This window comes from Streptomyces sp. SCPE 10, from assembly GCF_051980735.1.
Lineage (GTDB): Bacteria > Actinomycetota > Actinomycetes > Streptomycetales > Streptomycetaceae > Streptomyces > Streptomyces misionensis.
Genome location: NZ_CP197069.1, coordinates 4,774,298 through 4,796,570, shown reverse-complemented (window position 1 = coordinate 4,796,570; position 22,273 = coordinate 4,774,298). Strand labels below are relative to the sequence as shown.

Below are 22,273 nucleotides of genomic sequence, written 5' to 3'. Positions count from 1 at the left end.
CGACAAAGAAACCGAGTGGGGCGCGGCACGCCCTTACAGAGACCTTGGACACATGGGGGGGCTAGGGTTTTCCGGAGGAGTCCTGGGTAGCAAGGTGCCACCGGGACTTTCGCGGGTCGGGCGAGCCTCGCATCACGCTCCGTGTGGGCAAGCTCACCATTGGGGACGGGTCGAAGTGCCGTGTCGGCAGTCCCTAAACTCGGCTTGTTTCAAGGAGGGAGCCAATCGTGCGCAAGGTGCTCATCGCCAACCGTGGCGAAATCGCTGTCCGCGTGGCCCGGGCCTGCCGGGACGCCGGGATCGCGAGCGTGGCCGTCTACGCGGACCCGGACCGGGACGCTCTGCATGTCCGCGCCGCGGATGAGGCGTTCGCCCTGGGCGGTGACACTCCGGCGACCAGTTACCTGGACATCGAGAAGGTGCTGAACGCGGCCCGCGAATCCGGTGCGGACGCCGTCCATCCGGGTTACGGCTTCCTCTCGGAGAACGCCGAGTTCGCGCAGGCCGTGATCGACGCCGGTCTGAACTGGATCGGCCCGCCGCCGCAGGCCATCCGCGACCTGGGCGACAAGGTGGCGGCCCGGCACATCGCCCAGCGCGCCGGCGCCCCGCTGGTGGCGGGCACGCCGGACCCGGTCAGCGGTGCCGACGAGGTCGTGGCCTTCGCCGAGGAGCACGGCCTGCCGATCGCCATCAAGGCCGCCTTCGGTGGCGGTGGCCGCGGTCTGAAGGTCGCCCGCACCCTCGAAGAGGTGCCGGAGCTGTACGACTCCGCGGTGCGCGAGGCGGTCGCCGCCTTCGGCCGCGGCGAGTGCTTCGTGGAGCGCTACCTGGACCGTCCGCGGCACGTGGAGACCCAGTGCCTGGCCGACAAGCACGGCAACGTGGTCGTCGTCTCCACCCGTGACTGCTCCCTCCAGCGCCGCCACCAGAAGCTCGTGGAGGAGGCCCCGGCGCCGTTCCTGTCCGACGAGCAGCTCGCCGAGCTGTACCGCGCCTCCAAGGCCATCCTCAAGGAGGCCCGCTACGAGGGCGCGGGCACCTGTGAGTTCCTGGTCGGCCAGGACGGCACGATCTCCTTCCTGGAGGTCAACACCCGCCTCCAGGTCGAGCACCCGGTGACCGAGGAGGTCGCCGGTATCGACCTGGTCCGCGAGATGTTCCGCATCGCCGACGGCGAGGAACTGGGCTACGGCGACCCGGAGCTGCGCGGGCACTCCTTCGAGTTCCGCATCAACGGCGAGGACCCGGGCCGCAACTTCCTGCCCGCCCCCGGTACGGTCACCACGTTCGCCCCGCCGTCCGGTCCCGGTGTCCGCCTGGACGCCGGCGTCGAGTCCGGCTCGGTCATCGGCCCGGCGTGGGACTCGCTGCTCGCCAAGCTGGTCGTCACCGGCCGCACCCGCAAGGAGGCCCTGGAGCGGGCCGCGCGGGCGCTGGACGAGTTCCAGGTCGAGGGCATGGCGACCGCGATCCCCTTCCACCGCGTCGTGGTCAGGGACCCGGCCTTCGCCCCCGAACTGACGGGTTCCACCGAGCCGTTCAAGGTCCACACCCGCTGGATCGAGACCGAGTTCGTCAACGAGATCAAGCCCTTCGCCGCGCCGGCCGACGCCGAGTCGGAGGAGGACGCGGGCCGCGAGACCGTCGTCGTCGAGGTCGGCGGCAAGCGCCTGGAGGTCTCCCTCCCGTCGTCGCTGGGCATGTCCCTGGCCCGCACCGGCCTCGCCGCCGGTGCCAAGCCGAAGCGCCGCGCCGCCAAGAAGTCCGGCCCCGTGGCCTCCGGTGACACCCTCGCCTCCCCGATGCAGGGCACCATCGTCAAGATCGCCGTGGAGGAGGGCCAGGAGGTCAAGGAGGGCGACCTGGTCGTCGTCCTGGAGGCCATGAAGATGGAGCAGCCCCTCAACGCGCACAAGGCCGGCACCATCAAGGGCCTCAACGCGGCGGTGGGCGCGTCCATCACCTCGGGCGCGGCGATCTGCGAGATCAAGGACTGATCCCGCTTCCCACGCGACACACCGGCCCCCGGCTTTCCGCCGGGGGCCGGTGGTGTTTCCGGGAGCGGGCGGCTCACCGGGCGCCACGCCCGGGCCCCGCCCAGCGCCCGCGTTCGAACCGGTCTCCGCGTCCGGCCGTCGCTCCTCCCCGGAGCCGGCGGTCCCCTCCCCTGGGCGCGGCCAAGCCCCCCTGGTCACCCACCGCCCTCGGCAGCCGACCCGGCCGGGTCCTCCGCCGGAGCCGGCGCGGCGTTCAGCGGCGGCGCAGGTCGGCGACCCTCGGCCGGTCCGAGGGGGACGGCTGGTCGTTCAGGGACGGGGCGGAGCGGAGGGTGTTGGCGGGGTGCTGGCCCCTGCGTGGCCCCGGCAGCTGGGCGCGGCGACCTGCCGGGACCTGGTCACCCCCCGGGTTCCCGTTCGCCCCGGCCACGGCGATCTGCACCCCCTGATCGGCGAGGGCCTGCAACTCGGTGGCGGCGCGGTCGTCGTGGGCGGGCGGTTCGTCGGTGACCAGGCGGGTGATGAGATCGGTCGGCACGGTCTGGAACATGGTGTCCGTGCCGAGCTTGGTGTGGTCCGCGAGGACCACGACCTCGGCCGCGGCCTGCACCAGCGCCCGGTCGACGGAGGCGGACAGCATGTTGGAGGTGGACAGGCCCCGCTCGGCGGTCAGCCCGCTCCCGGAGAGGAAGGCCTTCGACACCCGCAGCCCCTGGAGCGACTGCTCGGCCCCGGAGCCGACGAGGGCGTAGTTGGAGCCGCGCAGGGTGCCCCCGGTCATCACCACCTCCACCCGGTTCGCGTGGGCCAGCGCCTGTGCGACCAGGAGGGAGTTGGTGACCACCGTGAGACCGGGCACGCGGGCGAGCCGGCGGGCCAGCTCCTGCGTGGTCGTACCGGCTCCGACCACGATCGCCTCGCCCTCTTCGACGAGGCCGGCGGCGAGATCGGCGATCGCCGTCTTCTCGGCGGTCGCGAGATGGGACTTCTGCGGGAAGCCGGACTCCCGCGTGAAGCCACCCGGCAGTACGGCACCGCCGTGCCGGCGGTCGAGGAGTCCTTCTGCCTCCAGTGCCCGCACGTCCCGCCGTACGGTCACTTCGGAGGTCTGGACGACGCGGGCGAGTTCACGGAGCGACACCGCACCGTTGGCTCGCACCATTTCGAGGATCAATTGGCGACGTTCAGCAGCGAACACGAAACTGACAGTAACCCCAGCGACCGTCTGCTTTCAGCAGTTTGCGCCGAATAACAGAAGTTGTTCGCATGGCGTTACCCGAAGTGGTATAGGACCTACCCACCACGACTATGCCGACCGCATACCCGGCAACTCCCCGTGACCAGCGGGGAGTTGCCGGGACCGTCAGCCCTCGGCGCTCGCCTTGCGGGTGTGCAGCTGCCGGGCGACCTCCGCGATCGACCCCGAAAGGGAGGGATAGACCGTGAACGCGTTCGCGATCTGTTCGACCGTCAGGTTGTTGTCCACGGCGATCGAGATGGGGTGGATGAGTTCCGAGGCGCGCGGCGCGACGACCACACCGCCCACGACGATCCCGGTGCCCGGCCGACAGAAGATCTTGACGAAGCCGTCCCGGATGCCCTGCATCTTGGCGCGCGGGTTGCGCAGCAGCGGCAGCTTGACGACCTTGGCGTCGATCTTGCCCGCGTCCACGTCCGCCTGCGTGTAGCCGACGGTGGCGATCTCGGGGTCGGTGAAGACGTTGGAGGAGACCGTCTTGAGGTTCAGCGGGGCCACCGCGTCGCCCAGGAAGTGGTACATGGCGATCCGGCCCTGCATGGCGGCGACGGACGCGAGCGCGAAGACACCGGTCACGTCACCGGCGGCGTAGACGCCCGGCGCGGTGGTGCGGGAGACCTTGTCGGTCCAGATGTGCCCGGAGTCGCGCAGCTTGACGCCGGCCTCCTCCAGACCGAGGTTCGCGCTGTTCGGGATGGCGCCGACGGCCATGAGGCAGTGGCTGCCGGTGATGACCCGGCCGTCGGCGAGGGTGACCTCGACACGGTCGCCGACGCGCTTGGCGGACTGCGCGCGGGACCGGGCCATGACGTTCATGCCGCGGCGGCGGAAGACGTCCTCGAGGACGGCGGCGGCGTCCGGGTCCTCGCCTGGCAGCACGCGGTCGCGGGAGGACACGAGGGTGACCTTGGAGCCGAGGGCCTGGTAGGCGCCGGCGAACTCGGCGCCGGTGACGCCGGAGCCGACCACGATCAGCTCTTCCGGCAGCTCGGTGAGGTCGTAGACCTGGGTCCAGTTGAGGATGCGCTCGCCGTCGGGCTGGGCGTCGGGCAGCTCGCGGGGGTGGCCGCCGGTGGCGATGAGCACGGCGTCGGCGGTGAGGGTCTCCTCGGTGCCGTCGGCGACGGTGACGACGACCTTCCTCGACCCGTCGAGCGCCTGCATCCCCTCCAGGCGTCCGCGACCGCGCATGACCCGGGCGCCGGCGCGCGTCACGGACGCGGTGATGTCGTGCGACTGCGCCAGCGCGAGCCGCTTGACCCGTCGGTTGACCTTGCCCAGGTCCACGCCGACGACGCGGGCCGCCTGCTCCAGCGGCGGGGTGTCGTCGGCGACGATGATCCCGAGTTCCTCGTACGACGAATCGAAGGTCGTCATGACCTCGGCCGTGGCGATCAGGGTCTTCGACGGCACGCAGTCGGTCAGTACCGACGCTCCGCCCAGACCGTCGCAGTCGACGACGGTCACCTCCGCCCCGAGCTGCGCGGCCACCAGCGCCGCTTCGTATCCGCCGGGTCCGCCACCGATGATCACGATCCGAGTCACGTACTCCATTGTCCCGCACCCTTCAAGGTGCTACTGCCCGGGGGCCGCGGTGACCCCGTTCACGGGACGAACCCCCACCCCTCCGGGGCGCCACCGGCTCCCGTCCGGGGCGCGCGGGGCACGTCCCGGCGCTGCCGTACCCTCTCCCCATGTCGCTCTATGCCGCGTACGCCGGCAACCTCGACGCCCGGCTGATGGCCCGCCGCGCCCCCCACTCCCCGCTGCGCGCCACCGGCTGGCTGAACGACTGGCGGCTGACCTTCGGCGGCGAGCAACTCGGCTGGGAGGGCGCGCTGGCGACGATCGTCGAGGGCCCGCCGGCCCAGGTGTTCGTCGGCCTGTACGACATCGCCCCCATGGACGAGGAGTCCCTGGACCGCTGGGAGGGCGTCGGCCTCGGCATCTACCGGCGCGTCCGGGTCCGCGTCCACACCCTGGACGGCGAGCGGCCGGCCTGGACCTACGTCCTCAACGACTACGAGGGCGGCCTCCCCTCGGCCCGCTATCTGGGCGAGGTCGCCGACGCGGCCGAATCCGCCGGCGCACCCCACGACTACGTGATGGAGCTGCGCAAGCGCCCCTGCTGAGCCGCACCGGCAGCCACCTCGCGGTCACTGCCGACAACAGTTCGTCGGAAACGACAAGACAACGATCGCAATCCGGTGAGGTCTGTCATCTACGCGCGTAGGCGAAGAGCGGCTACCCTCGTCCCCGTGAACGCATCTCTTCTTCCGGACGACATCCAGGGCGACCCCTACGCCGCCGCCGACGCCGCCGCCGCGCGCCTGCGCGAACTGACCGGCGCCGAGACCCACGACGTCGCCCTCGTGATGGGCTCCGGCTGGGCTCCGGCCGTCGACGCGCTGGGCGCCCCCGACGCGGAGTTCCAGGTCACCGAGCTGCCGGGCTTCCCGCCGCCGGCCGTCGAGGGGCACGGCGGCAAGATCCGCTCGTACTCCTTCGGTGACAAGCGCGCCCTGGTCTTCCTGGGCCGCACCCACTACTACGAGGGCCGCGGCGTCGCCGCCGTCGCGCACGGCGTCCGCACGGCCGTCGCCGCCGGCTGCAAGACCGTGGTGCTCACCAACGGGTGCGGCGGTCTGCGCGCGGGCATGCGCCCCGGCCAGCCGGTCCTGATCAGCGACCACATCAACCTCACGGCCACCTCGCCGATCGTGGGCGCCAACTTCGTCGACCTGACCGACCTGTACTCGCCCCGCCTGCGCGCCCTGTGCAAGGAGGTCGACCCCTCCCTCGAAGAGGGCGTCTACGCGCAGTTCCCCGGCCCGCACTACGAGACCCCGGCCGAGATCCGCATGGCCCGCGTCATCGGCGCGGACCTGGTCGGCATGTCCACGGTCCTGGAGGCCATCGCCGCGCGCGAGGCCGGCGCCGAGGTCCTGGGCATCTCCCTGGTCACCAACCTGGCCGCCGGCATGACGGGCGAACCCCTCAACCACGAGGAGGTCCTCCAGGCGGGCCGCGACTCGGCCGCCCGCATGGGGGCGCTGCTCGCCCAGGTCCTGGGCAAGCTGTAGGACCGAGCGCCGCGGCACCGCGGCGCTCACCGCGGGGCGGGGCGGCGTAGGGGCCGCCCGGCTCCGGTGACCGGCCGGCGCGCGGACCGCCGCGGTGCCCGGTACCGCCGCGGCACCGCTCGCCCCCGCCGCGACGCCCGCGAGGCCGCGCCCCGGGGCCGAGCGCCGCACCGGTCGTACCCGCCGTCCGAGCCACCCCTCTCGGCCGGCGGCGGCCCCGGCCCGTTCACTCCTCGGCCGGCGAACCGGTGGGCCGGGCGGGCAGAAGAAGCGGGGGCCGGGGGCGCAGCCCCCGGGGGACCAGGCAGACACAGGAGAGGTTGATCCCAAGGTGCACGACGATCTCATCGCCCGGGCCAAGGCGTGGCTCGCCGAGGACCCCGACACGGACACCCGTGCCGAACTCGCCGCGCTGATCGACGCCGGTGACGTCGAGGAGCTGGCGGCCCGCTTCGGCGGCACCCTCCAGTTCGGCACCGCGGGCCTGCGCGGCGAACTCGGGGCCGGCCCGATGCGCATGAACCGCAGCGTCGTCATCCGCGCCGCCGCCGGTCTCGCGGCGTACCTGAAGAAGAACGGCACCCCGCACGGGGGCGACGACGCCGGTCTCGTGGTCATCGGCTACGACGCCCGCCACAAGTCCGCCGACTTCGCCCGCGACACCGCCGCCGTGATGACCGGCGCCGGCCTGCGCGCCGCCGTGCTCCCCCGCCCGCTGCCCACCCCCGTGCTGGCCTTCGCGATCCGGCACCTGGGCGCGGTCGCGGGCGTGGAGGTCACCGCCAGCCACAACCCGCCCCGGGACAACGGCTACAAGGTGTACCTGGGCGACGGCTCCCAGATCGTGCCGCCCGCCGACGCGGGGATCGCCGCCGAGATCGACGCGATCGCCTCGCTGAACGACGTACCGCGCCCGGAGGCCGGCTGGCAGGTCCTGGACGAGTCGGTCCTGGAGGCGTACCTGGCCCGCACGGACGCCGTGCTGGCCGCCGGTTCCCCCCGCACCGCCCGCACCGTCTACACGGCGATGCACGGCGTCGGCAAGGACGTGCTGCTCGCCGCGTTCGCCCGGGCCGGCTTCCCGGAGCCCGAGCTGGTCGCCGAACAGGCCGAACCCGACCCGGACTTCCCGACGGTCGCCTTCCCCAACCCGGAGGAGCCGGGCGCGATGGACCTGGCCTTCGCGCGGGCCCGCGCGACCGGCCCCGACCTGGTCGTCGCCAACGACCCGGACGCCGACCGCTGCGCCGTGGCCGTGCGGGACGGCGGCGACTGGCGCATGCTGCGCGGCGACGAGGTCGGCGCGCTGCTCGCCGCCCACCTGGTCCGCCGCGGCGTGAGCGGCACCTTCGCGGAGTCGATCGTCTCCTCCTCCCTGCTCGGCCGGATCGCCGGGAAGGCGGGGCTGCCGTACGAGGAGACGCTCACCGGCTTCAAGTGGATCGCCCGCGTCGACGGCCTGCGCTACGGCTACGAGGAGGCCCTCGGCTACTGCGTGGACCCCGAGGGCGTGCGCGACAAGGACGGCATCACCGCGGCCCTGCTGATCACGGAGCTGGCCTCGGAGCTGAAGGAGGAGGGCCGTACCCTCCTCGACCTGCTGGACGACCTCGCCGTCGAGCACGGCCTGCACGCCACCGACCAGCTGTCCGTCCGCGTCCAGGACCTCTCCCTGATCGCCGACGCGATGCGCCGTCTGCGCGAGCAGCCGCCGACCGGGCTGGCCGGCCTGGCCATCACCCGCGCCGAGGACCTGACCAAGGGCACGGACCGGCTGCCGCCGACCGACGGCCTGCGCTACACCCTCGACGGCGCCCGCGTCATCGTCCGGCCCAGCGGCACCGAGCCCAAGCTGAAGTGCTACCTGGAGGTCGTCGTCCCGGTCGCGGACCACGCCGGCCTGCCCGCCGCCCGCACCCGCGCGACGGCGCTCCTGGACGCCCTCAAGCGCGACCTCTCGGCGGCCGCGGGCATCTGACCACCACCCCCACCGAGCAAGGGGCACCCCCGGACCCCCGACCGTCCCCGGGGGTGCCCCTCATCCATGTGACGGCCCGGCGTCGGGTACCGGGCGCGGGCAATCCCCCTCGGCACCCTGCGCGCGGCCCGCGCCCTGCGAGGACGACCGCGCCCGCTGCCGTCCGGCCGGGCCGGACACCGGCGGTGCGGATCGGACACTCACCACCCGCGGCGCCGACGGCCGCGCCGGAACCGGTCGGGTCTGCCCGAGGAAACCGCCGGACGACGGCGGCGAAGCGGCCTTCCCGGCCGGTCCGCCACGGCCCGGCGTCACCCGTTCGTCGCCAGCAGGATCACCAGCAGCACGGCCCCCACCACGGCCGGCGCCGCCAGCTCGTAGGCCCAGCGGACCGTCGTCTCCCCCTGGGCGGACTCTTCCTTCCCGCGCCGGTCCAGGGTTTCGCGGAGGTCGTCCATGACCTTGTCGGACGACGCCCGGGTCGGCCCGCCGTCGGCGCCGCGCGCGGTGAGCGCGCCGAAGCCGAAGGCCCCGGCACCGGTCGCGGGGCCTCCCGACGCCGAACGCCGGGCCGCGTTCGCCGCCCGCTGCTCGGCCTTCTTGCGGGCGCGCAGCGAGACCGGGACGGCCCACAGCTGGTACTTGGTGCCGGACTTGGCCAGCACCTCGTTCGTGTAGCTGGAGCGCAGCGCCTCCACCTCGCCCCAGGGCAGGCTGATCACCCGGAACGGGTTGCGGATCCGCAGCCGGTCGTCGTTGGCGAAGACGGCGGGGCGCAGGGTGAAGGCGATCACCAGCGGAAAGAGCATGATCATCGCGGCGAGGGCCAGCCATGGCGTGCGGCCGTGACCGCGGAACAGCGCGTCGAAGCCCAGCCAGGCGACGACCGCGAGCAGCAGCACGCCACCCACGAGCCCCATGGGCGAGCGGTAGATCCGGTCCTTCACGGTGGGCACCGGAGGCTGCGACGCGGGTGACTTGTGGTCCGGGGTCGTCATGGCCCGATTGTGCACGACGGGCGCACGGCCGCCGCCACGCGCCCCGGTACCCGTACCCATCCGTGATGTGCCGCGGTCCCGGTCCCCCTGGGAGCCCTCTCCCGCCACCGGGGGAGGGACGCGGGGGTGTACAGCCGCTACGCGCGTAGATATGCTCGTCTGGTGACCATGCCCACCACTGCACCCCCAGCACATGCGCTCGCCGACGTCACCGCGTCCGACAGCACGCTGCGCCGCTTCCTGCACGGGCTGCCCGGCGTCGACGCGGTCGGCCTGGAGGCGCGCGCCGCGTCCCTCGGCACCCGTTCCATCAAGACCACCGCGAAGGCGTACGCCATCGACCTCGCCATCTCGATGGTCGACCTGACGACGCTGGAAGGCGCGGACACCCCGGGCAAGGTCCGGGCGCTCGGCGCCAAGGCCGTCCACCCCGACCCGACGGACCGCGCGACCCCGGCCACGGCCGCGGTCTGCGTCTACCCCGACATGGTGGCCGTCGCCAAGGAGGCCGTCGCCGGCTCCGGCGTGAAGGTCGCCTCGGTCGCCACCGCCTTCCCGGCCGGCCGCGCCGCCCTCGACGTGAAGCTGGCCGACGTCCGCGAGGCCGTCGCCGCGGGCGCCGACGAGATCGACATGGTCATCGACCGCGGCGCGTTCCTCGCGGGCAAGTACCTCAAGGTGTACGACGAGATCGTGGCCGTGAAGGAGGCCTGCGGGACGAGCGCCCGGCTGAAGGTCATCTTCGAGACGGGCGAGCTGTCGACGTACGACAACATCCGCCGCGCCTCCTGGCTCGGCATGCTCGCGGGCGCCGACTTCATCAAGACCTCCACGGGCAAGGTCGCCGTCAACGCGACGCCCGCCAACACCCTGCTGATGCTGGAGGCGGTGCGCGACTTCCGCGCCCAGACCGGCGTCCAGGTCGGCGTGAAGCCGGCCGGCGGCATCCGCACCAGCAAGGACGCCGTCAAGTTCCTCGTCCTGGTCAACGAGACGGCCGGCGCGGACTGGCTGGACAACCACTGGTTCCGCTTCGGCGCCTCCTCGCTGCTGAACGACCTGCTGATGCAGCGTCAGAAGCTGGCCACCGGCCGCTACTCCGGCCCCGACTACGTGACGGTGGACTGAGACCTCATGGACATGGAAATGCTGTCATCCGCATTCGAGTACGCACCGGCGCCCGAGTCCCGCTCGGTCGTCGACATCGCGCCGTCCTACGGCCTCTTCATCGACGGCGAGTTCGTCGAGGCGACCGGCGGCAAGGTCTTCAAGACCGTCTCGCCGTCCACCGAGGAGGTCCTGTCGGAGGTCGCCGAGGCCGCCGATGAGGACGTCGACCGCGCGGTGCGGGCCGCCCGCAAGGCCTTCGAGAAGTGGTCGGCGCTGCCCGGCGCCGAGCGCGCCAAGTACCTGTTCCGCATCGCCCGGATCATCCAGGAGCGCAGCCGCGAACTGGCCGTCCTGGAGACGCTGGACAACGGCAAGCCGATCAAGGAGACGCGGGACGCCGACCTCCCGCTGGTCGCGGCCCACTTCTTCTACTACGCGGGCTGGGCCGACAAGCTCGACCACGCCGGCTTCGGCGCGAACCCTCGCCCGCTGGGCGTGGCGGGCCAGGTCATCCCGTGGAACTTCCCGCTGCTGATGCTGGCGTGGAAGATCGCCCCGGCGCTGGCGACCGGCAACACGGTCGTCCTGAAGCCCGCCGAGACGACCCCGCTGTCGGCGCTGTTCTTCGCGGACGTGTGCCGCCAGGCGGGCCTGCCCAAGGGCGTCGTCAACATCGTGACCGGTGCCGGGCGTACCGGCGCGGCGCTGGTCGCGCACCCGGACGTGAACAAGGTCGCGTTCACGGGCTCGACGGCGGTCGGCAAGGAGATCGCGCGGACCGTGGCCGGCACGCGCAAGAAGCTCACCCTCGAACTGGGCGGCAAGGGCGCGAACATCGTCTTCGACGACGCCCCGATCGACCAGGCCGTCGAGGGCGTCGTGAGCGGCATCTTCTTCAACCAGGGCCAGGTCTGCTGCGCCGGTTCGCGCCTCCTCGTGCAGGAGTCGGTCCAGGACGAGCTGCTGGACGCGCTCAAGCGCCGGCTGTCCACGCTGCGCCTGGGCGACCCGCTGGACAAGAACACCGACATCGGCGCGATCAACTCCGCCGAGCAGCTGGCCCGGATCACCGCGCTGGCCGAGAAGGGCGAGGCGGAGGGCGCCGAGCGCTGGTCCCCGGCCTGCGAACTGCCCTCCTCCGGTTACTGGTTCGCGCCGACGCTCTTCACGAACGTCACCCAGGCGCACACCATCGCCCGCGAGGAGATCTTCGGCCCGGTGCTGTCGGTCCTGACCTTCCGCACCCCGGACGAGGCGGTCGCCAAGGCGAACAACACGCAGTACGGGCTGTCGGCGGGCATCTGGTCCGAGAAGGGCTCGCGGATCCTGGCGGTGGCGAGCAAGCTGCGCGCGGGCGTGATCTGGTCCAACACGTTCAACAAGTTCGACCCGACCTCGCCGTTCGGCGGTTACAAGGAGTCGGGCTTCGGCCGCGAGGGCGGCCGCCACGGCCTGGAGGCGTACCTCGATGTCTGACGCACGACTTTCCGTCTTCAAGACCTACAAGCTGTACGTGGGCGGCAAGTTCCCGCGTTCCGAGAGCGGCCGGGTGTACGAGGTGACGGACGCGAAGAACAACTGGCTGGCCAACGCTCCCCTGTCGTCCCGCAAGGACGCCCGGGACGCGGTGGTCGCGGCGCGCAAGGCGTTCGGCGGCTGGTCGGGGGCGACCGCGTACAACCGCGGCCAGGTCCTGTACCGGGTCGCGGAGATGCTGGAGGGCCGCCGCGAGCAGTTCGTGCGCGAGGTCGCCGACGCGGAGGGCCTGTCGAAGTCGAAGGCCGCCGCGGTGGTGGACGCGGCGATCGACCGCTGGGTCTGGTACGCGGGCTGGACCGACAAGATCGCCCAGGTGGTCGGCGGCGCCAACCCGGTGGCGGGGCCGTTCTTCAACCTGTCCTCGCCGGAGCCGACGGGCGTGGTGGCCGTACTGGCCCCCCAGGACTCCTCGTTCCTGGGCCTGGTCTCCGTACTCGCCCCGGTGATCGCCACCGGCAACACGGCGGTCGTGGTGGCGAGCGAGAAGTCCCCGCTCCCCGCCCTCTCCCTGGCCGAGGTCCTGGCCACCTCCGATGTCCCCGGCGGCGTGGTGAACATCCTCTCCGGCCGCACGGCGGAGATCGCCGCCCCGCTCGCCGCCCACCAGGACGTCAATGCGATCGACCTCGCGGGCGCCGACGAGGACCTGGCGAAGGAACTGGAGATCGCGGCGGCCGACAACCTGAAGCGAGTCCTGCGTCCCCAGGCTGTGGATTACTCCGAGACCCCGGGCACCGACCGCCTGACGGCCTTCCTGGAGACGAAGACGGTCTGGCACACGACGGGTGCCCTGGGCGCCGCCGGCTCCTCGTACTGACCCGTCCGCCACGGCGAAGAGCCGCGCCCCCCGGTGGAGGGGCGCGGCTTTCGTCGGCGTGCCGCCCTCTCAGCCCTGCCCGCCCCCCAGCAGTCCCACCACCTGTCCGACCACCGGCACCGCCCCGAGCGACTCCGCCTCCGCGATCGGGGCGGTCAGCATCTGGGAGCCCACCGGCCTGAAGTCGGCGACCTGGGTGCCCACTCCGTTGTCGAGGGGGTCGACTCCGGTGCCGGCCAGCGGGTTGGGCTTGAGGCCGGCGACCGGTCCGGTGACGTAGCCGACCGTGCCGGTGAGGACCGTGAGGCCGGCCTGGGGGTCGACCTTGCCGAGGGAGGTGGGCCGCCACGGCACGTCCACGAGCGGGGTGCCCGCGTCCGCGTGGGCCGTCGCCGCGCCCGCGCCCAGTGCCGCGCCCGTGGTCAGCAGGGCGAACAGGGCGCGCCGCGCGGTGGGGTGCTGGGTCTTGCTGTGTCGGGCCATCGCTGGTGCCACCTTCTGGTGCGCAGGGTAATGGTGTCGCGACTCAGGGTAGTTGAGAGGTGACCCGCGCTTCAAAAGCGAACCGCGGGGTCGGCAGGCGGCTCCGCATGCGTCAAACTGGTGTTCCGTGAGCATTCATCCCCCGTCCCCCGCCCGTGTGGTGCTGCTGTGCGGCCCCTCGGGTTCGGGCAAGTCCCTGGTCGCGGCCCGTTCCGGGCTGCCCGTCCTGCGCCTGGACGACTTCTACAAGGAGGCCGACGACCCGACGCTGCCCCTGGTGGAGGGGAGTTCGGACATCGACTGGGACCATCCGCGGTCCTGGGACGCGGACGTCGCCGTCGCCGCCATCACCCGGCTGTGCGCCACGGGGTCGACTCCGGTGCCGGTGTACGACATCTCGCTCAGCGCCCGTACCGGCGAGGAGACGCTGCGGCTGGGCCGTACGCCGCTGTTCATCGCGGAGGGGATCTTCGCCGCGGAGATCGTCGAGTGCTGCCGGGAACTCGGGGTGCTGGCGGACGCGTTGTGCCTGCGCCGGGGCGCGGTCACCACCTTCCGGCGGCGTTTCCTGCGCGATCTGAAGGAGGGCCGCAAGTCGGTGCCGTTCCTGCTGCGCCGCGGCTGGCGGCTGATGCGCGCGGAGCGCACGATCATCGCCCGCCAGGTGTCCCTGGGCGCCCATCCGTGCGACCGGGACGAGGCCCTCGGCCGGCTCGCGGCCGCGGCGGCGGGACGGCAGACACGGCAGCAGACGGCCGCCTGACCGCCGTACGGGAGGGGACGCGGACGCAGGAAAGCCGGAGAAGACGCAGAAGAGGGACTGGTCGGGCCCCCCGGACCGACCAGTCCCTCTCCGTTCGCTCCCCCGTGTTCCCCGTGTTCCCCCCTGCTCCTCCCCCGTGGGTCCACCACCCCCCAGTGGTTCCCCCGTCGGTCCCCCGTGTTCTCCCCCGTTCTCCCGGGCCGCCCCCCAGCGGCCCGGCCCCCCGCCCTCAGGCGACCAGTTCGCCGAAGGCGTCCTCCTCGTCACGGCCGAAGCTGAGGACCTCGTCCTCGCGCAGCCGGCGCAGCGAGCGCCAGATGCTGGACTTCACCGTGCCGACACTGATGTTGAGTATGTCCGCGATCTCCGGGTCCGTACGGCCCTCGTAGTAGCGCAGGACCAGCATGGTGCGCTGCAGCTCGGGCAGCCGGGCCAGCGCCTGCCACAGGACCGCGCGCAGCTCGGTGCCGCGCATCGCGTCCGTCTCGCCGGGCGTCTCCGGCAGTTCCTCGGTCGGGTACTCGTTGAGCTTGCGCCGTCGCCAGGCGCTGATGTGCAGGTTCGTCATCGTGCGCCGGAGGTAGCCGCCGACGGCCGCCTTGTCGCTGATCCGGTCCCACGCCCGGTAGGTCGAGAACAGCGCGCTCTGCAGCAGGTCCTCGGCCTCGAAACGGTCGCCGGTCAGGTGGTAGGCGGTGGCGTACAGGGAGGCGCGGCGCTCCTGGACGTAGGCGGTGAACTCCGCCTCCGTCAGCGAGCGACGCTCCCCCGCGTCCTCCCCGTACGCGCCCGCCCCCTGCGTCTGCGCCGCACCCGCGTCGACCACCGTCATGTACGGCTGCTGCGCGCACCCGGTGTGCTGACGCCCGGTGCCGCGAGCACACCCCCGCCCTCCCCCGCGCTCGAACGCGTTCGCGCGGGAAGGACCCCCCTCGGCACCGGACTTCTCGGAACCCCGGTGCACGTCGTGCAGACGCGTGACCACTGCGCTGGTGCTGATGCTGTGCAGCGTGTTCATCTCGCGCTCCCCGTCGTGGACTTCCGGTGATTCGGTCGGGCTCCCGGCCTCGCCCGGTCGTACTCCGGGCTCCGCCTGGTCGTGTTCCGGGCTGTTCCGGCCGGTGCGGCCGGATCCGGCTCCTCGCCGTGCCCGTGACCAAAAGACTGCCGCGATCACTTCATCGCCGTGTCCGCCGACTGTCACAGACCTGTCACAGGACCCCGGACACCGGCCGCGTCACAGGAGGTGCACAGCCGGTGATGATCGTGCGGGCCTGTGCGGACAGGTCGTACGGCACCCCGCCCATGGGCCAGAATGGGCGGGTGCCTTCCCTGTTGCTGATCGAGGACGACGACGCCATCCGCACGGCCCTGGAGCTCTCCCTGACGCGCCAGGGGCACCGTGTGGCCACCGCCGCCAGCGGCGAGGACGGTCTGAAGCTGCTGCGTGAACAGCGGCCGGACCTGATCGTGCTGGACGTGATGCTGCCCGGCATCGACGGGTTCGAGGTGTGCCGGCGCATCCGGCGCACCGACCAGCTGCCCATCATCCTGCTGACCGCGCGCAGCGACGACATCGACGTGGTCGTCGGACTCGAGTCCGGCGCCGACGACTATGTGGTCAAGCCGGTCCAGGGGCGGGTGCTGGACGCCCGGATCCGGGCCGTGCTGCGGCGCGGGGAGCGGGAGTCCAGCGACTCGGCGACCTTCGGCAACGTGGTCATCGACCGCTCGGCGATGACCGTGACGAAGAACGGCGAGGACCTCCAGCTCACCCCGACCGAGCTGCGGCTGCTGCTGGAGCTGAGCCGGCGGCCCGGCCAGGCGCTGTCGCGGCAGCAGTTGCTGCGGCTGGTGTGGGAGCACGACTACCTGGGCGACTCCCGCCTGGTGGACGCGTGTGTGCAGCGGCTGCGCGCCAAGGTGGAGGACGTGCCCTCGTCCCCGACCCTGATCCGTACGGTCCGTGGTGTCGGCTACCGCCTGGACGCTCCTCAGTGACCGATACGCAAGGGGGGCTGCGCGGCTGGGCCGCGGGCCGTAAGGGAAGTCTCACGCGGCTCAGGTTCACGAGTCTCAGGCTGCGGCTGGTCGTCGTCTTCGGGCTCGTCGCCCTCACCGCGGCGGTGTCCGCGTCGGGCATCGCCTACTGGCTCAACCGCGAGGCCGTGCTCACCCGCGCCCAGGACGCGGTGCTGCGCGACTTCCGGCAGGAGATGCAGAACCGCGCGGGCGCCCTGCCGGCCCACCCCACCCAGGACGAACTCCAGCGCACCGCCGGTCAGATGGCCTCCAGCAGCCAGAGCTTCAGCGTGCTCCTGGTCGGCCAGGACGCGCACGGCAAGACGGTGTACGGCAACTCGGGCGGCATCAACGGCTTCTCGCTGGAGGACGTGCCCACGTCGCTGCGTACCGCGGTGAACCGGCAGCAGAAGGTCTCCGGCGTCAACAAGCAGCCGTACCACCTGTACTGGCAGCGGGTCGTGGACCACGGCACGCCCTACCTGGTCGCCGGCACGCGGGTGATCGGCGGCGGCCCGACCGGTTACATGGCGAAGACCCTGGAGCCGGAGGCGAAGGACCTCGACTCGCTGGCCTGGTCGCTGGGCATCGCCACCGGGCTCGCACTGATCGGCGCCGCGCTGCTCGCGCAGGCCGCGGCCACGACCGTGCTCAAGCCGGTGCACCGCCTCGGCGTCGCCGCGCGGCGGCTCGGCGAGGGCAAGCTGGACACCCGGCTGCGGGTCTCCGGGACGGACGAACTCGCCGATCTGTCCCGGACGTTCAACAACGCGGCGGCGGCCCTGGAGAAGCGGGTCGCGGACATGGCCGCGCGGGACGAGGCGTCCCGGCGCTTCGTCGCCGACATGAGCCATGAGCTGCGTACGCCGCTCACCGCCATCACCGCCGTCACCGAGGTGCTGGAGGAGGAGCTGGACTCGGAGGCGGGCGGCATCGACCCGATGATCGAGCCGGCGGTCCGGCTGGTGGTCAGCGAGACCCGGCGCCTGAACAACCTGGTCGAGAACCTGATGGAGGTCACCCGCTTCGACGCGGGCACCGCCCGGCTGGTCCTGGACGACGTCGACGTCGCCGACCAGATCACCGCCTGCATCGACGCCCGCGCCTGGCTGGACGCGGTGGAACTGGACGCCGATCGCGGCATCCACGCCCGCCTCGACCCGCGCCGCCTGGACGTGATCCTCGCCAACCTGATCGGCAACGCGCTCAAGCACGGCGGCTCGCCGGTACGGGTCTCGGTGCGTGAGGACTCCGACTCGGTGGTCATCCGGGTCCGCGACCACGGCCCCGGCATCCCCGAAGAGGTCCTCCCCCACGTCTTCGACCGCTTCTACAAGGCCAGCGCCTCCCGCCCCCGCTCCGAGGGCAGCGGCCTCGGCCTGTCCATCGCGATGGAGAACGCCCACATCCACGGCGGCGCGATCACGGCGGCCAACTCCCCTGAGGGCGGCGCGGTGTTCACCCTCCGCCTGCCCCGGGACGCCTCGCTGCTGACGGAGGACCCGGCGGAGAACGGCGGCGGGAACGGCGGCGACGCCCCGGCGAAGGAGGAATCGTGACGCCGGTACGACGCCGGGGCCTGCTGGCCCTCCCCCTCCTGGCCGTCCTGCTCACCGGCTGCGGCATCCGGGCCACCCAGGTGCCGACCGACTTCGGCCCGGCGCCCTCGCGCGTCCCGTGCTCGCTGGCGGGCCCCGACCTGGCGACCCAGACGTCGCAGGGCGTCCCGGTCCAGGTCTTCCTCCTGTGCCGGGAGTCCCTGGTCGCGGTGGACCGCACGGTACGGGTCCCCGAGGGCACCCCGGACGCCAGGCGGCGGGTGATGGTGGCCCAGGGCCTGCTGGACGAGCTGGCGACGACCCCCTCCCCGGCGGAGCGCTCGGCGGGCTACACCACCCGCGTCCCGGGCAGCCTCACGGTCTCCGGACCCGCTTCGCACGATCCCGAGGACACCCTCCGCCTCGGCACGCCCCCGTCCCGCCTCCCCTCCGCCGCCCTCGCCCAACTGGTCTGCACCCTCTCCGACTCCGCCGCCACGGAAGCCGACGGCTCGGTCGTCCTCGGCGGCCCCGCACCCTCCCCCCTCCGCCGCTACGCGTGCACGGAAGAGGTCCGCAACAGGCCGGGCGGTACGCCGCCGCCGCAGAGCGAGGTGACGGAGGGCGCGGGGTAGCGATCCGCGAGGGCCCCTTGGTGACGTTCCGCCGCCACGCTCGTTGGCAGTCCGCGTGTACCGCACGCACGGAGCGGGCCAAGGGGGTTGGCGATGATCGGCACTTCACGGCAGGCGATCTGGGAGTTCTTCGGCACGGAACTCAAACGGCGCCGGGAGGACGCGGGACTCACCCAGGTGGAACTGGGCGCGCTCGTCTTCATCTCGGGCGCGTACATCGGGCAGTTCGAGCAGGCGATCCGCAAACCCCAGCTGGACATCGCCCAGCGCATCGACAAGGCCCTGGGGACGGACGGCATCTTCGAGCGCCTGTGCCGAAAGCTGATCAACGACCGGCGGTACGCGGATTACTTCGTGGAGGTCGTGGAGCTGGAGCGGCTCGCGACACGGATCTGCGAGTTCGCGCCCACGGCGATCCCGGGCCTGCTCCAGACGCCGGACTACGCCCGCGCGGTCACCCTCGCGGCCAACCCGTTCGTCACGGACGAGTACGTGCAGGACATCGTCACGGCCCGAGGGGAACGGGCGCACATCCTCAAGGACGCGACACGGCCCGAGTACTGGGTCATCCTGCACGAGAACGTGCTGCGCATCCCGGTCGGCGGCTCCGAGACGATGGCACGCCAACTGGAGCACGTCGCCGGGCTGATGAAGCAGCGCGTGGTGCGGGCGGCCGTGATCCCTTACGCAGCGGCAGCACACGCTGCTATGACCGGGGATCTGCGGCTCATGGACTTCGAGGACGCCCCTCCGGTCGCCTACACGGAGACGTCGTTCTCGGGGACGTTGATGGACGATCCGGCTGTGGTGAAGCGTGCACAGCGTGCATACGATCTACTCAGGGTCGCCGCGCTGTCTTCGGAGGCGTCCCTGGCCCTGATCGAGTCGATGGCTGAGGACTACAGACGATGCGCGAGTACGACCTGATCAACGCCAACTGGTTCAAGAGCAGTTACAGCAACGGCGAGGGCGGCAACTGCGTCGAGGTCACGTACGACTTCCTGCGCGATGCGAGCTGGTTCAAGAGCAGCTACAGCAACGGCGAGGGCGGCAGTTGCGTCGAGGTCGCCGACGGCTTCCCCGGTGCCGTGCCCGTCCGTGACAGCAAGATGGCCGACGGTCCCGCGCTGGTGATCGGGGCGGCGGCGTGGACGGAGTTCGTCGATGCCGTGGGGTCCGCCCGCTTCTAGCCGGCGGCGCCGCCCGCTGTCCGTGCCCTGCCGGGCAGCGGCACCGCGCCGGTGCCCCGCATCCCTCTCACACCGACCCCAAAGCCCCTATGCGGAACCGATCGTGCAGACCCACGCGTCTACGGGGGCGTGCAGCGTCAAGGGGACTTCGGCGGCAGCGCCGCCATCCGCATCCGTGCGGCAGGCGGCATCCTCCTCCTCGCCCACCTCGCCTACGTCGCCTGGCTGATGCTGCGACCTCTGGACGTGCCGTGGGTGACGCCGCCCAACCTGCACCCCCTCGCCGGCATCCGGGCCGACCTGGCCCTCGGGTGGCCGGCCGCGGTGAAGCCGCTGGGCGAGGGGATCGCCCTGCTCGCGCCGCTCGGCGTGCTGCTGCCGATGGCCCACGGCCGGCTCACCGTCTCGCCGCTCGCCTCCCTGCTCCGCACCGCCGCCGCGGCCGCCCTCGTCTCCCTCGGCATAGCCCTGTTGCAGACGGGGGTCCCCGGCCGGGTCGTGGACGTCGACTCGATGCTGCTGAACACGACCGGCGTGATCCTCGCCCATCTGCTCGTCGTACCCGCGGCCCGGGCGCGTCTGCGCAGGTGGGAGGAGGCGCGCGAGGAGTCGGACCGCGAGTCGGCCACCGTCCAGGAGGAGCTTTCTCAGGGGCGGACCCCGAGGATTCCCAGGGTCGGAATAGCTCCCTAGAGTGACGCTTCGTCCGCTTCGCACCCGTATCGTCGAAGTCAGTTGGAACGAGCGATCGACGACCACGGAGGACAGCGACATGACCGCCCTTGCCCGCCCCACCCACGGCCGCATGATCGGCGGAGTGTGCGCGGCCCTCGCCCGCCGCTTCGGCACCTCCGCCACCACGATGCGGGTGATCTTCCTGCTGTCCTGCCTGCTGCCGGGCCCGCAGTTCCTGCTCTACATAGTCCTGTGGATCCTGCTGCCGTCCGAGGACAAGGCCCACGCCACCAGTTGGTGACCCATATGCCACCGGGGCGCCCCGGTCGGTTCCGGAGCGCCCCAGCGGTGTCGTACGAGCCGTGCCGTACGGCGGTGGCGTCAGCCGAGCGGAAGGCCGTTCAGGCCCATGCCGTGCGTGGGCAGGCCGGTCTTGCCCACCGGCAGACCGCCGAGCAGCCCCGCGACGGGCGCGGTCGGCCCCTGCGCGAGCACCTTCTGCACGGCCGGCCGCGCGGCGGCCACTCCGGCACCCAGGGCGTTCTGCCCCTGGGTGGCCGCCTCGACGGTTCCCGGCAGCGCCTTGGTGACGTTCTCGGCCGGCAGCGACGTGGCCACGCTGTCCAGGGCCTGCGGGGTGGCGGGGGCCGCCTGGGCGGCGCCCGCGCCGACGGCGGCGATGGCGGCACCGAGGGCGGCGACACCGAGGGTCTTGGCGGCAGACTGCTTCATGGTGAATGCGTCCTTGAATGCGGAGACGGGGAGAGGGCAGATCGCAAACGATCCGAGCGGTCCACGACGGTAAACACCGTATGCCGCACCCCGCAAACACCGAAATGCGGACACGTGGTGAGAACGCGTCCGCATGTCGAATCCAAAAAGGCGGTGCGCTACTCCTCGAACCCGGCAGAACCGCTGGTCGGAGCGGTCTGCTGAAACAGCCATTCGGATTTCAGCTCCGCGTATCCGGGCTTGATGACGTCATTGATCATCGCAAGCCGTTCATCGAAAGGAATGAACGCTGATTTCATCGCATTGACGGAGAACCATTGGATGTCGTCGAGCGTGTAACCGAACGCGTCGACAAGATGCTCGAACTCCTGGCTCATGCTGGTGTGCGACATCAGACGGTTGTCGGTGTTCACCGTGGCCCGGAAGAACAGCCGGCGCAGCAGCCCGATCGGATGCTCGGCGTACGACGGCGCGGCCCCCGTCTGGAGGTTGGAGCTGGGGCACAGTTCCAGCGGGATCCGCTTGTCCCGGACGTACGACGCGAGCCGGCCGAGCCGCACCGACCCGTCCGGGCGGACCTCGATGTCGTCGATGATCCGCACCCCGTGTCCGAGCCGGTCGGCGCCGCACCACTGGAGCGCCTGCCAGATGGAGGGCAGTCCGAAGGCCTCTCCGGCGTGGATGGTGAAGTGGTTGTTCTCGCGCTTGAGGTACTCGAAGGCGTCCAGGTGCCGGGTGGGCGGGTGGCCGGCCTCGGCGCCGGCGATGTCGAAGCCGACGACGCCGGAGTCCCGGTAGTGGTTGGCGAGTTCGGCGATCTCCAGCGAGCGGGCCGCGTGCCGCATGGCGGTCAGCAGGGCGCCGACCCGGATCCGGTGCCCGTTCTCGCGGGCCAGCCGCTCCCCCTCGCGGAAGCCCTCGTTGACGGCCTCCACGACCTCTTCCAGGGTCAGCCCCCGCTCCAGGTGCTGCTCGGGCGCGTACCGTACCTCGGCGTAGACGACGCCGTCCTCGGCGAGGTCCTCGGCGCACTCCCGGGCGACCCGGACCAGGGCGTCGCGGGTCTGCATCACGCCGACGGTGTGCCGGAAGGTCTCCAGGTACCGCTCCAGCGAACCGGAGTCGGCCGCCTCGCGGAACCAGCTGCCCAGCTTGTCGGGGTCGGTCTCGGGCAGCTCGGCGTACCCGGACTCGTGGGCGAGTGCGACGACGGTGCCCGGCCGGAGCCCGCCGTCGAGATGATCGTGCAGCAGAACCTTGGGCGCCCGGCGGATCTGGTCCGGCGTCGGAACCGGCGCCGGGAGGTTGGCCGGGACGGTCCCCTTCGGTGCAGTCTGGCTCGTCATTTGCGCACTGTAACGCCTACGCGCGTAGAAGGCGCCCGGTCCACACCCGGACGAGGCCGGACGTTTTCCGTCGCCTTTACGCCGATACGCAAAGGTGACCGCACGT

Annotated in this window: 22 protein-coding genes; 15 read left to right on the top strand and 7 right to left on the bottom strand. The window is 72.0% G+C overall.

Annotated features, from left to right (window positions below; genetic code table 11):
* Positions 1-227: 227 nt before the first annotated feature.
* Positions 228-2,000, top strand: a complete 1,773-nt coding sequence (locus tag ACSP97_RS22340; RefSeq protein WP_355145743.1) for an acetyl/propionyl/methylcrotonyl-CoA carboxylase subunit alpha — start codon at positions 228-230, stop codon at positions 1,998-2,000.
* Positions 2,001-2,253: 253 nt separating this feature from the next.
* Here ACSP97_RS22340 and ACSP97_RS22335 read toward each other — a convergent pair whose 3' ends face one another.
* Both ACSP97_RS22335 and ACSP97_RS22330 read right to left on the bottom strand, forming a co-directional pair.
* Entirely contained in the window at positions 2,254-3,162 is a 909-nt protein-coding gene (locus ACSP97_RS22335; protein ID WP_440553936.1) for a DeoR/GlpR family DNA-binding transcription regulator, read from the bottom strand.
* 201 nt (positions 3,163-3,363) lie between these two features.
* On the bottom strand, positions 3,364-4,812 hold the full coding sequence (locus tag ACSP97_RS22330; protein ID WP_355145739.1) for an NAD(P)H-quinone dehydrogenase: 1,449 nt from the start codon (positions 4,810-4,812) through the stop codon (positions 3,364-3,366).
* Between the two features lie 140 nt (positions 4,813-4,952).
* Here ACSP97_RS22330 and ACSP97_RS22325 point away from each other — a divergent pair, with 140 nt between their 5' ends.
* The 3 genes from ACSP97_RS22325 to ACSP97_RS22315 all read left to right on the top strand — a co-directional run bounded on the left by ACSP97_RS22325 (position 4,953) and on the right by ACSP97_RS22315 (position 8,319).
* On the top strand, positions 4,953-5,390 hold the full coding sequence (locus ACSP97_RS22325) for a gamma-glutamylcyclotransferase (RefSeq protein ID WP_355145737.1): 438 nt from the start codon (positions 4,953-4,955) through the stop codon (positions 5,388-5,390).
* A 126-nt stretch (positions 5,391-5,516) separates the two neighbouring features.
* Complete coding sequence (locus tag ACSP97_RS22320) at positions 5,517-6,341, top strand: purine-nucleoside phosphorylase (RefSeq protein ID WP_355145735.1); 825 nt, start codon at positions 5,517-5,519, stop codon at positions 6,339-6,341.
* 331 nt (positions 6,342-6,672) lie between these two features.
* The gene (locus ACSP97_RS22315; protein WP_440553934.1) at positions 6,673-8,319 is read left to right on the top strand and encodes a phospho-sugar mutase; all 1,647 of its coding nucleotides are present in this window, start codon (positions 6,673-6,675) and stop codon (positions 8,317-8,319) included.
* Between the two features lie 311 nt (positions 8,320-8,630).
* Here the strand turns inward: ACSP97_RS22315 and ACSP97_RS22310 are convergent, their stop codons facing one another.
* Positions 8,631-9,317, bottom strand: coding sequence for a PH domain-containing protein (locus ACSP97_RS22310; RefSeq protein WP_355533280.1), 687 nt, complete (start codon positions 9,315-9,317; stop codon positions 8,631-8,633).
* A gap of 168 nt (positions 9,318-9,485) precedes the next feature.
* On the opposite strand from ACSP97_RS22310, the gene deoC reads away from it, so the two are divergent.
* Genes deoC through ACSP97_RS22295 form a run of 3 tightly spaced genes read left to right on the top strand, consistent with a single transcriptional unit; the run spans position 9,486 to position 12,783 of the window.
* Positions 9,486-10,445: a deoxyribose-phosphate aldolase gene (deoC, locus tag ACSP97_RS22305; RefSeq protein ID WP_355146049.1), complete on the top strand. Its 960-nt coding sequence runs from the start codon at positions 9,486-9,488 to the stop codon at positions 10,443-10,445.
* 21 nt (positions 10,446-10,466) lie between these two features.
* Positions 10,467-11,903, top strand: coding sequence for an aldehyde dehydrogenase family protein (locus ACSP97_RS22300; RefSeq protein ID WP_355146047.1), 1,437 nt, complete (start codon positions 10,467-10,469; stop codon positions 11,901-11,903).
* Positions 11,896-12,783: an aldehyde dehydrogenase family protein gene (locus tag ACSP97_RS22295; protein WP_355145729.1), complete on the top strand. Its 888-nt coding sequence runs from the start codon at positions 11,896-11,898 to the stop codon at positions 12,781-12,783. The genes ACSP97_RS22300 and ACSP97_RS22295 overlap by 8 nt, the downstream gene beginning before the upstream one ends.
* A 69-nt stretch (positions 12,784-12,852) precedes the next feature.
* On the opposite strand, the gene ACSP97_RS22290 is transcribed toward ACSP97_RS22295, so the two are convergent.
* Positions 12,853-13,266, bottom strand: coding sequence for a hypothetical protein (locus ACSP97_RS22290; RefSeq protein WP_355145727.1), 414 nt, complete (start codon positions 13,264-13,266; stop codon positions 12,853-12,855).
* A gap of 160 nt (positions 13,267-13,426) precedes the next feature.
* Between ACSP97_RS22290 and ACSP97_RS22285 the strand changes: the two genes are divergently transcribed.
* The gene (locus ACSP97_RS22285) at positions 13,427-14,029 is read left to right on the top strand and encodes a uridine kinase family protein (RefSeq protein WP_440558467.1); all 603 of its coding nucleotides are present in this window, start codon (positions 13,427-13,429) and stop codon (positions 14,027-14,029) included.
* Positions 14,030-14,258: 229 nt separating this feature from the next.
* Here the strand turns inward: ACSP97_RS22285 and ACSP97_RS22280 are convergent, their stop codons facing one another.
* A complete protein-coding gene (locus ACSP97_RS22280) occupies positions 14,259-15,047 on the bottom strand; it encodes a SigE family RNA polymerase sigma factor (protein ID WP_358270783.1) in 789 nt (262 codons plus the stop codon).
* A 305-nt stretch (positions 15,048-15,352) separates the two neighbouring features.
* Between ACSP97_RS22280 and afsQ1 the strand changes: the two genes are divergently transcribed.
* From afsQ1 to ACSP97_RS22245, 7 genes are all read left to right on the top strand, one after another.
* A complete protein-coding gene (afsQ1, locus tag ACSP97_RS22275) occupies positions 15,353-16,030 on the top strand; it encodes a two-component system response regulator AfsQ1 (protein ID WP_026248263.1) in 678 nt (225 codons plus the stop codon).
* Positions 16,027-17,610, top strand: a complete 1,584-nt coding sequence (locus ACSP97_RS22270; RefSeq protein WP_440553930.1) for a sensor histidine kinase — start codon at positions 16,027-16,029, stop codon at positions 17,608-17,610. The genes afsQ1 and ACSP97_RS22270 overlap by 4 nt, the downstream gene beginning before the upstream one ends.
* On the top strand, positions 17,607-18,224 hold the full coding sequence (locus tag ACSP97_RS22265) for a hypothetical protein (protein WP_440553928.1): 618 nt from the start codon (positions 17,607-17,609) through the stop codon (positions 18,222-18,224). Before ACSP97_RS22270 ends, ACSP97_RS22265 begins: the two co-directional genes overlap by 4 nt.
* A gap of 93 nt (positions 18,225-18,317) precedes the next feature.
* The gene (locus ACSP97_RS22260) at positions 18,318-19,151 is read left to right on the top strand and encodes a helix-turn-helix domain-containing protein (protein WP_440553926.1); all 834 of its coding nucleotides are present in this window, start codon (positions 18,318-18,320) and stop codon (positions 19,149-19,151) included.
* Positions 19,133-19,414, top strand: coding sequence for a DUF397 domain-containing protein (locus tag ACSP97_RS22255; protein WP_440553924.1), 282 nt, complete (start codon positions 19,133-19,135; stop codon positions 19,412-19,414). The genes ACSP97_RS22260 and ACSP97_RS22255 overlap by 19 nt, the downstream gene beginning before the upstream one ends.
* A 129-nt stretch (positions 19,415-19,543) precedes the next feature.
* Positions 19,544-20,107, top strand: a complete 564-nt coding sequence (locus ACSP97_RS22250) for a VanZ family protein (RefSeq protein ID WP_358675900.1) — start codon at positions 19,544-19,546, stop codon at positions 20,105-20,107.
* 79 nt (positions 20,108-20,186) lie between these two features.
* Positions 20,187-20,390, top strand: coding sequence for a PspC domain-containing protein (locus ACSP97_RS22245; protein WP_440553922.1), 204 nt, complete (start codon positions 20,187-20,189; stop codon positions 20,388-20,390).
* Between the two features lie 80 nt (positions 20,391-20,470).
* Here ACSP97_RS22245 and ACSP97_RS22240 read toward each other — a convergent pair whose 3' ends face one another.
* Together ACSP97_RS22240 and ACSP97_RS22235 are read right to left on the bottom strand one after the other, a co-directional pair.
* Positions 20,471-20,821: an ATP-binding protein gene (locus tag ACSP97_RS22240; protein WP_355145711.1), complete on the bottom strand. Its 351-nt coding sequence runs from the start codon at positions 20,819-20,821 to the stop codon at positions 20,471-20,473.
* A gap of 158 nt (positions 20,822-20,979) precedes the next feature.
* Positions 20,980-22,167: an adenosine deaminase gene (locus tag ACSP97_RS22235; RefSeq protein ID WP_355145709.1), complete on the bottom strand. Its 1,188-nt coding sequence runs from the start codon at positions 22,165-22,167 to the stop codon at positions 20,980-20,982.
* Positions 22,168-22,273 lie beyond the last annotated feature (106 nt).

Coding starts and splice junctions, on each gene's coding strand:
- ACSP97_RS22255 (WP_440553924.1), top strand. CDS start 19,133: ATGCGCGAGTACGACCTGATCAACGCCAACTGGTTCAAGAGCAGTTAC.
- ACSP97_RS22295 (WP_355145729.1), top strand. CDS start 11,896: ATGTCTGACGCACGACTTTCCGTCTTCAAGACCTACAAGCTGTACGTG.
- ACSP97_RS22235 (WP_355145709.1), bottom strand. CDS start 22,167: ATGACGAGCCAGACTGCACCGAAGGGGACCGTCCCGGCCAACCTCCCG.
- ACSP97_RS22325 (WP_355145737.1), top strand. CDS start 4,953: ATGTCGCTCTATGCCGCGTACGCCGGCAACCTCGACGCCCGGCTGATG.
- ACSP97_RS22280 (WP_358270783.1), bottom strand. CDS start 15,047: ATGAACACGCTGCACAGCATCAGCACCAGCGCAGTGGTCACGCGTCTG.
- ACSP97_RS22310 (WP_355533280.1), bottom strand. CDS start 9,317: ATGACGACCCCGGACCACAAGTCACCCGCGTCGCAGCCTCCGGTGCCC.
- ACSP97_RS22330 (WP_355145739.1), bottom strand. CDS start 4,812: ATGGAGTACGTGACTCGGATCGTGATCATCGGTGGCGGACCCGGCGGA.
- ACSP97_RS22260 (WP_440553926.1), top strand. CDS start 18,318: ATGATCGGCACTTCACGGCAGGCGATCTGGGAGTTCTTCGGCACGGAA.
- deoC (WP_355146049.1), top strand. CDS start 9,486: ATGCCCACCACTGCACCCCCAGCACATGCGCTCGCCGACGTCACCGCG.
- ACSP97_RS22240 (WP_355145711.1), bottom strand. CDS start 20,821: ATGAAGCAGTCTGCCGCCAAGACCCTCGGTGTCGCCGCCCTCGGTGCC.
- ACSP97_RS22245 (WP_440553922.1), top strand. CDS start 20,187: ATGACCGCCCTTGCCCGCCCCACCCACGGCCGCATGATCGGCGGAGTG.
- ACSP97_RS22290 (WP_355145727.1), bottom strand. CDS start 13,266: ATGGCCCGACACAGCAAGACCCAGCACCCCACCGCGCGGCGCGCCCTG.
- ACSP97_RS22335 (WP_440553936.1), bottom strand. CDS start 3,162: ATGGTGCGAGCCAACGGTGCGGTGTCGCTCCGTGAACTCGCCCGCGTC.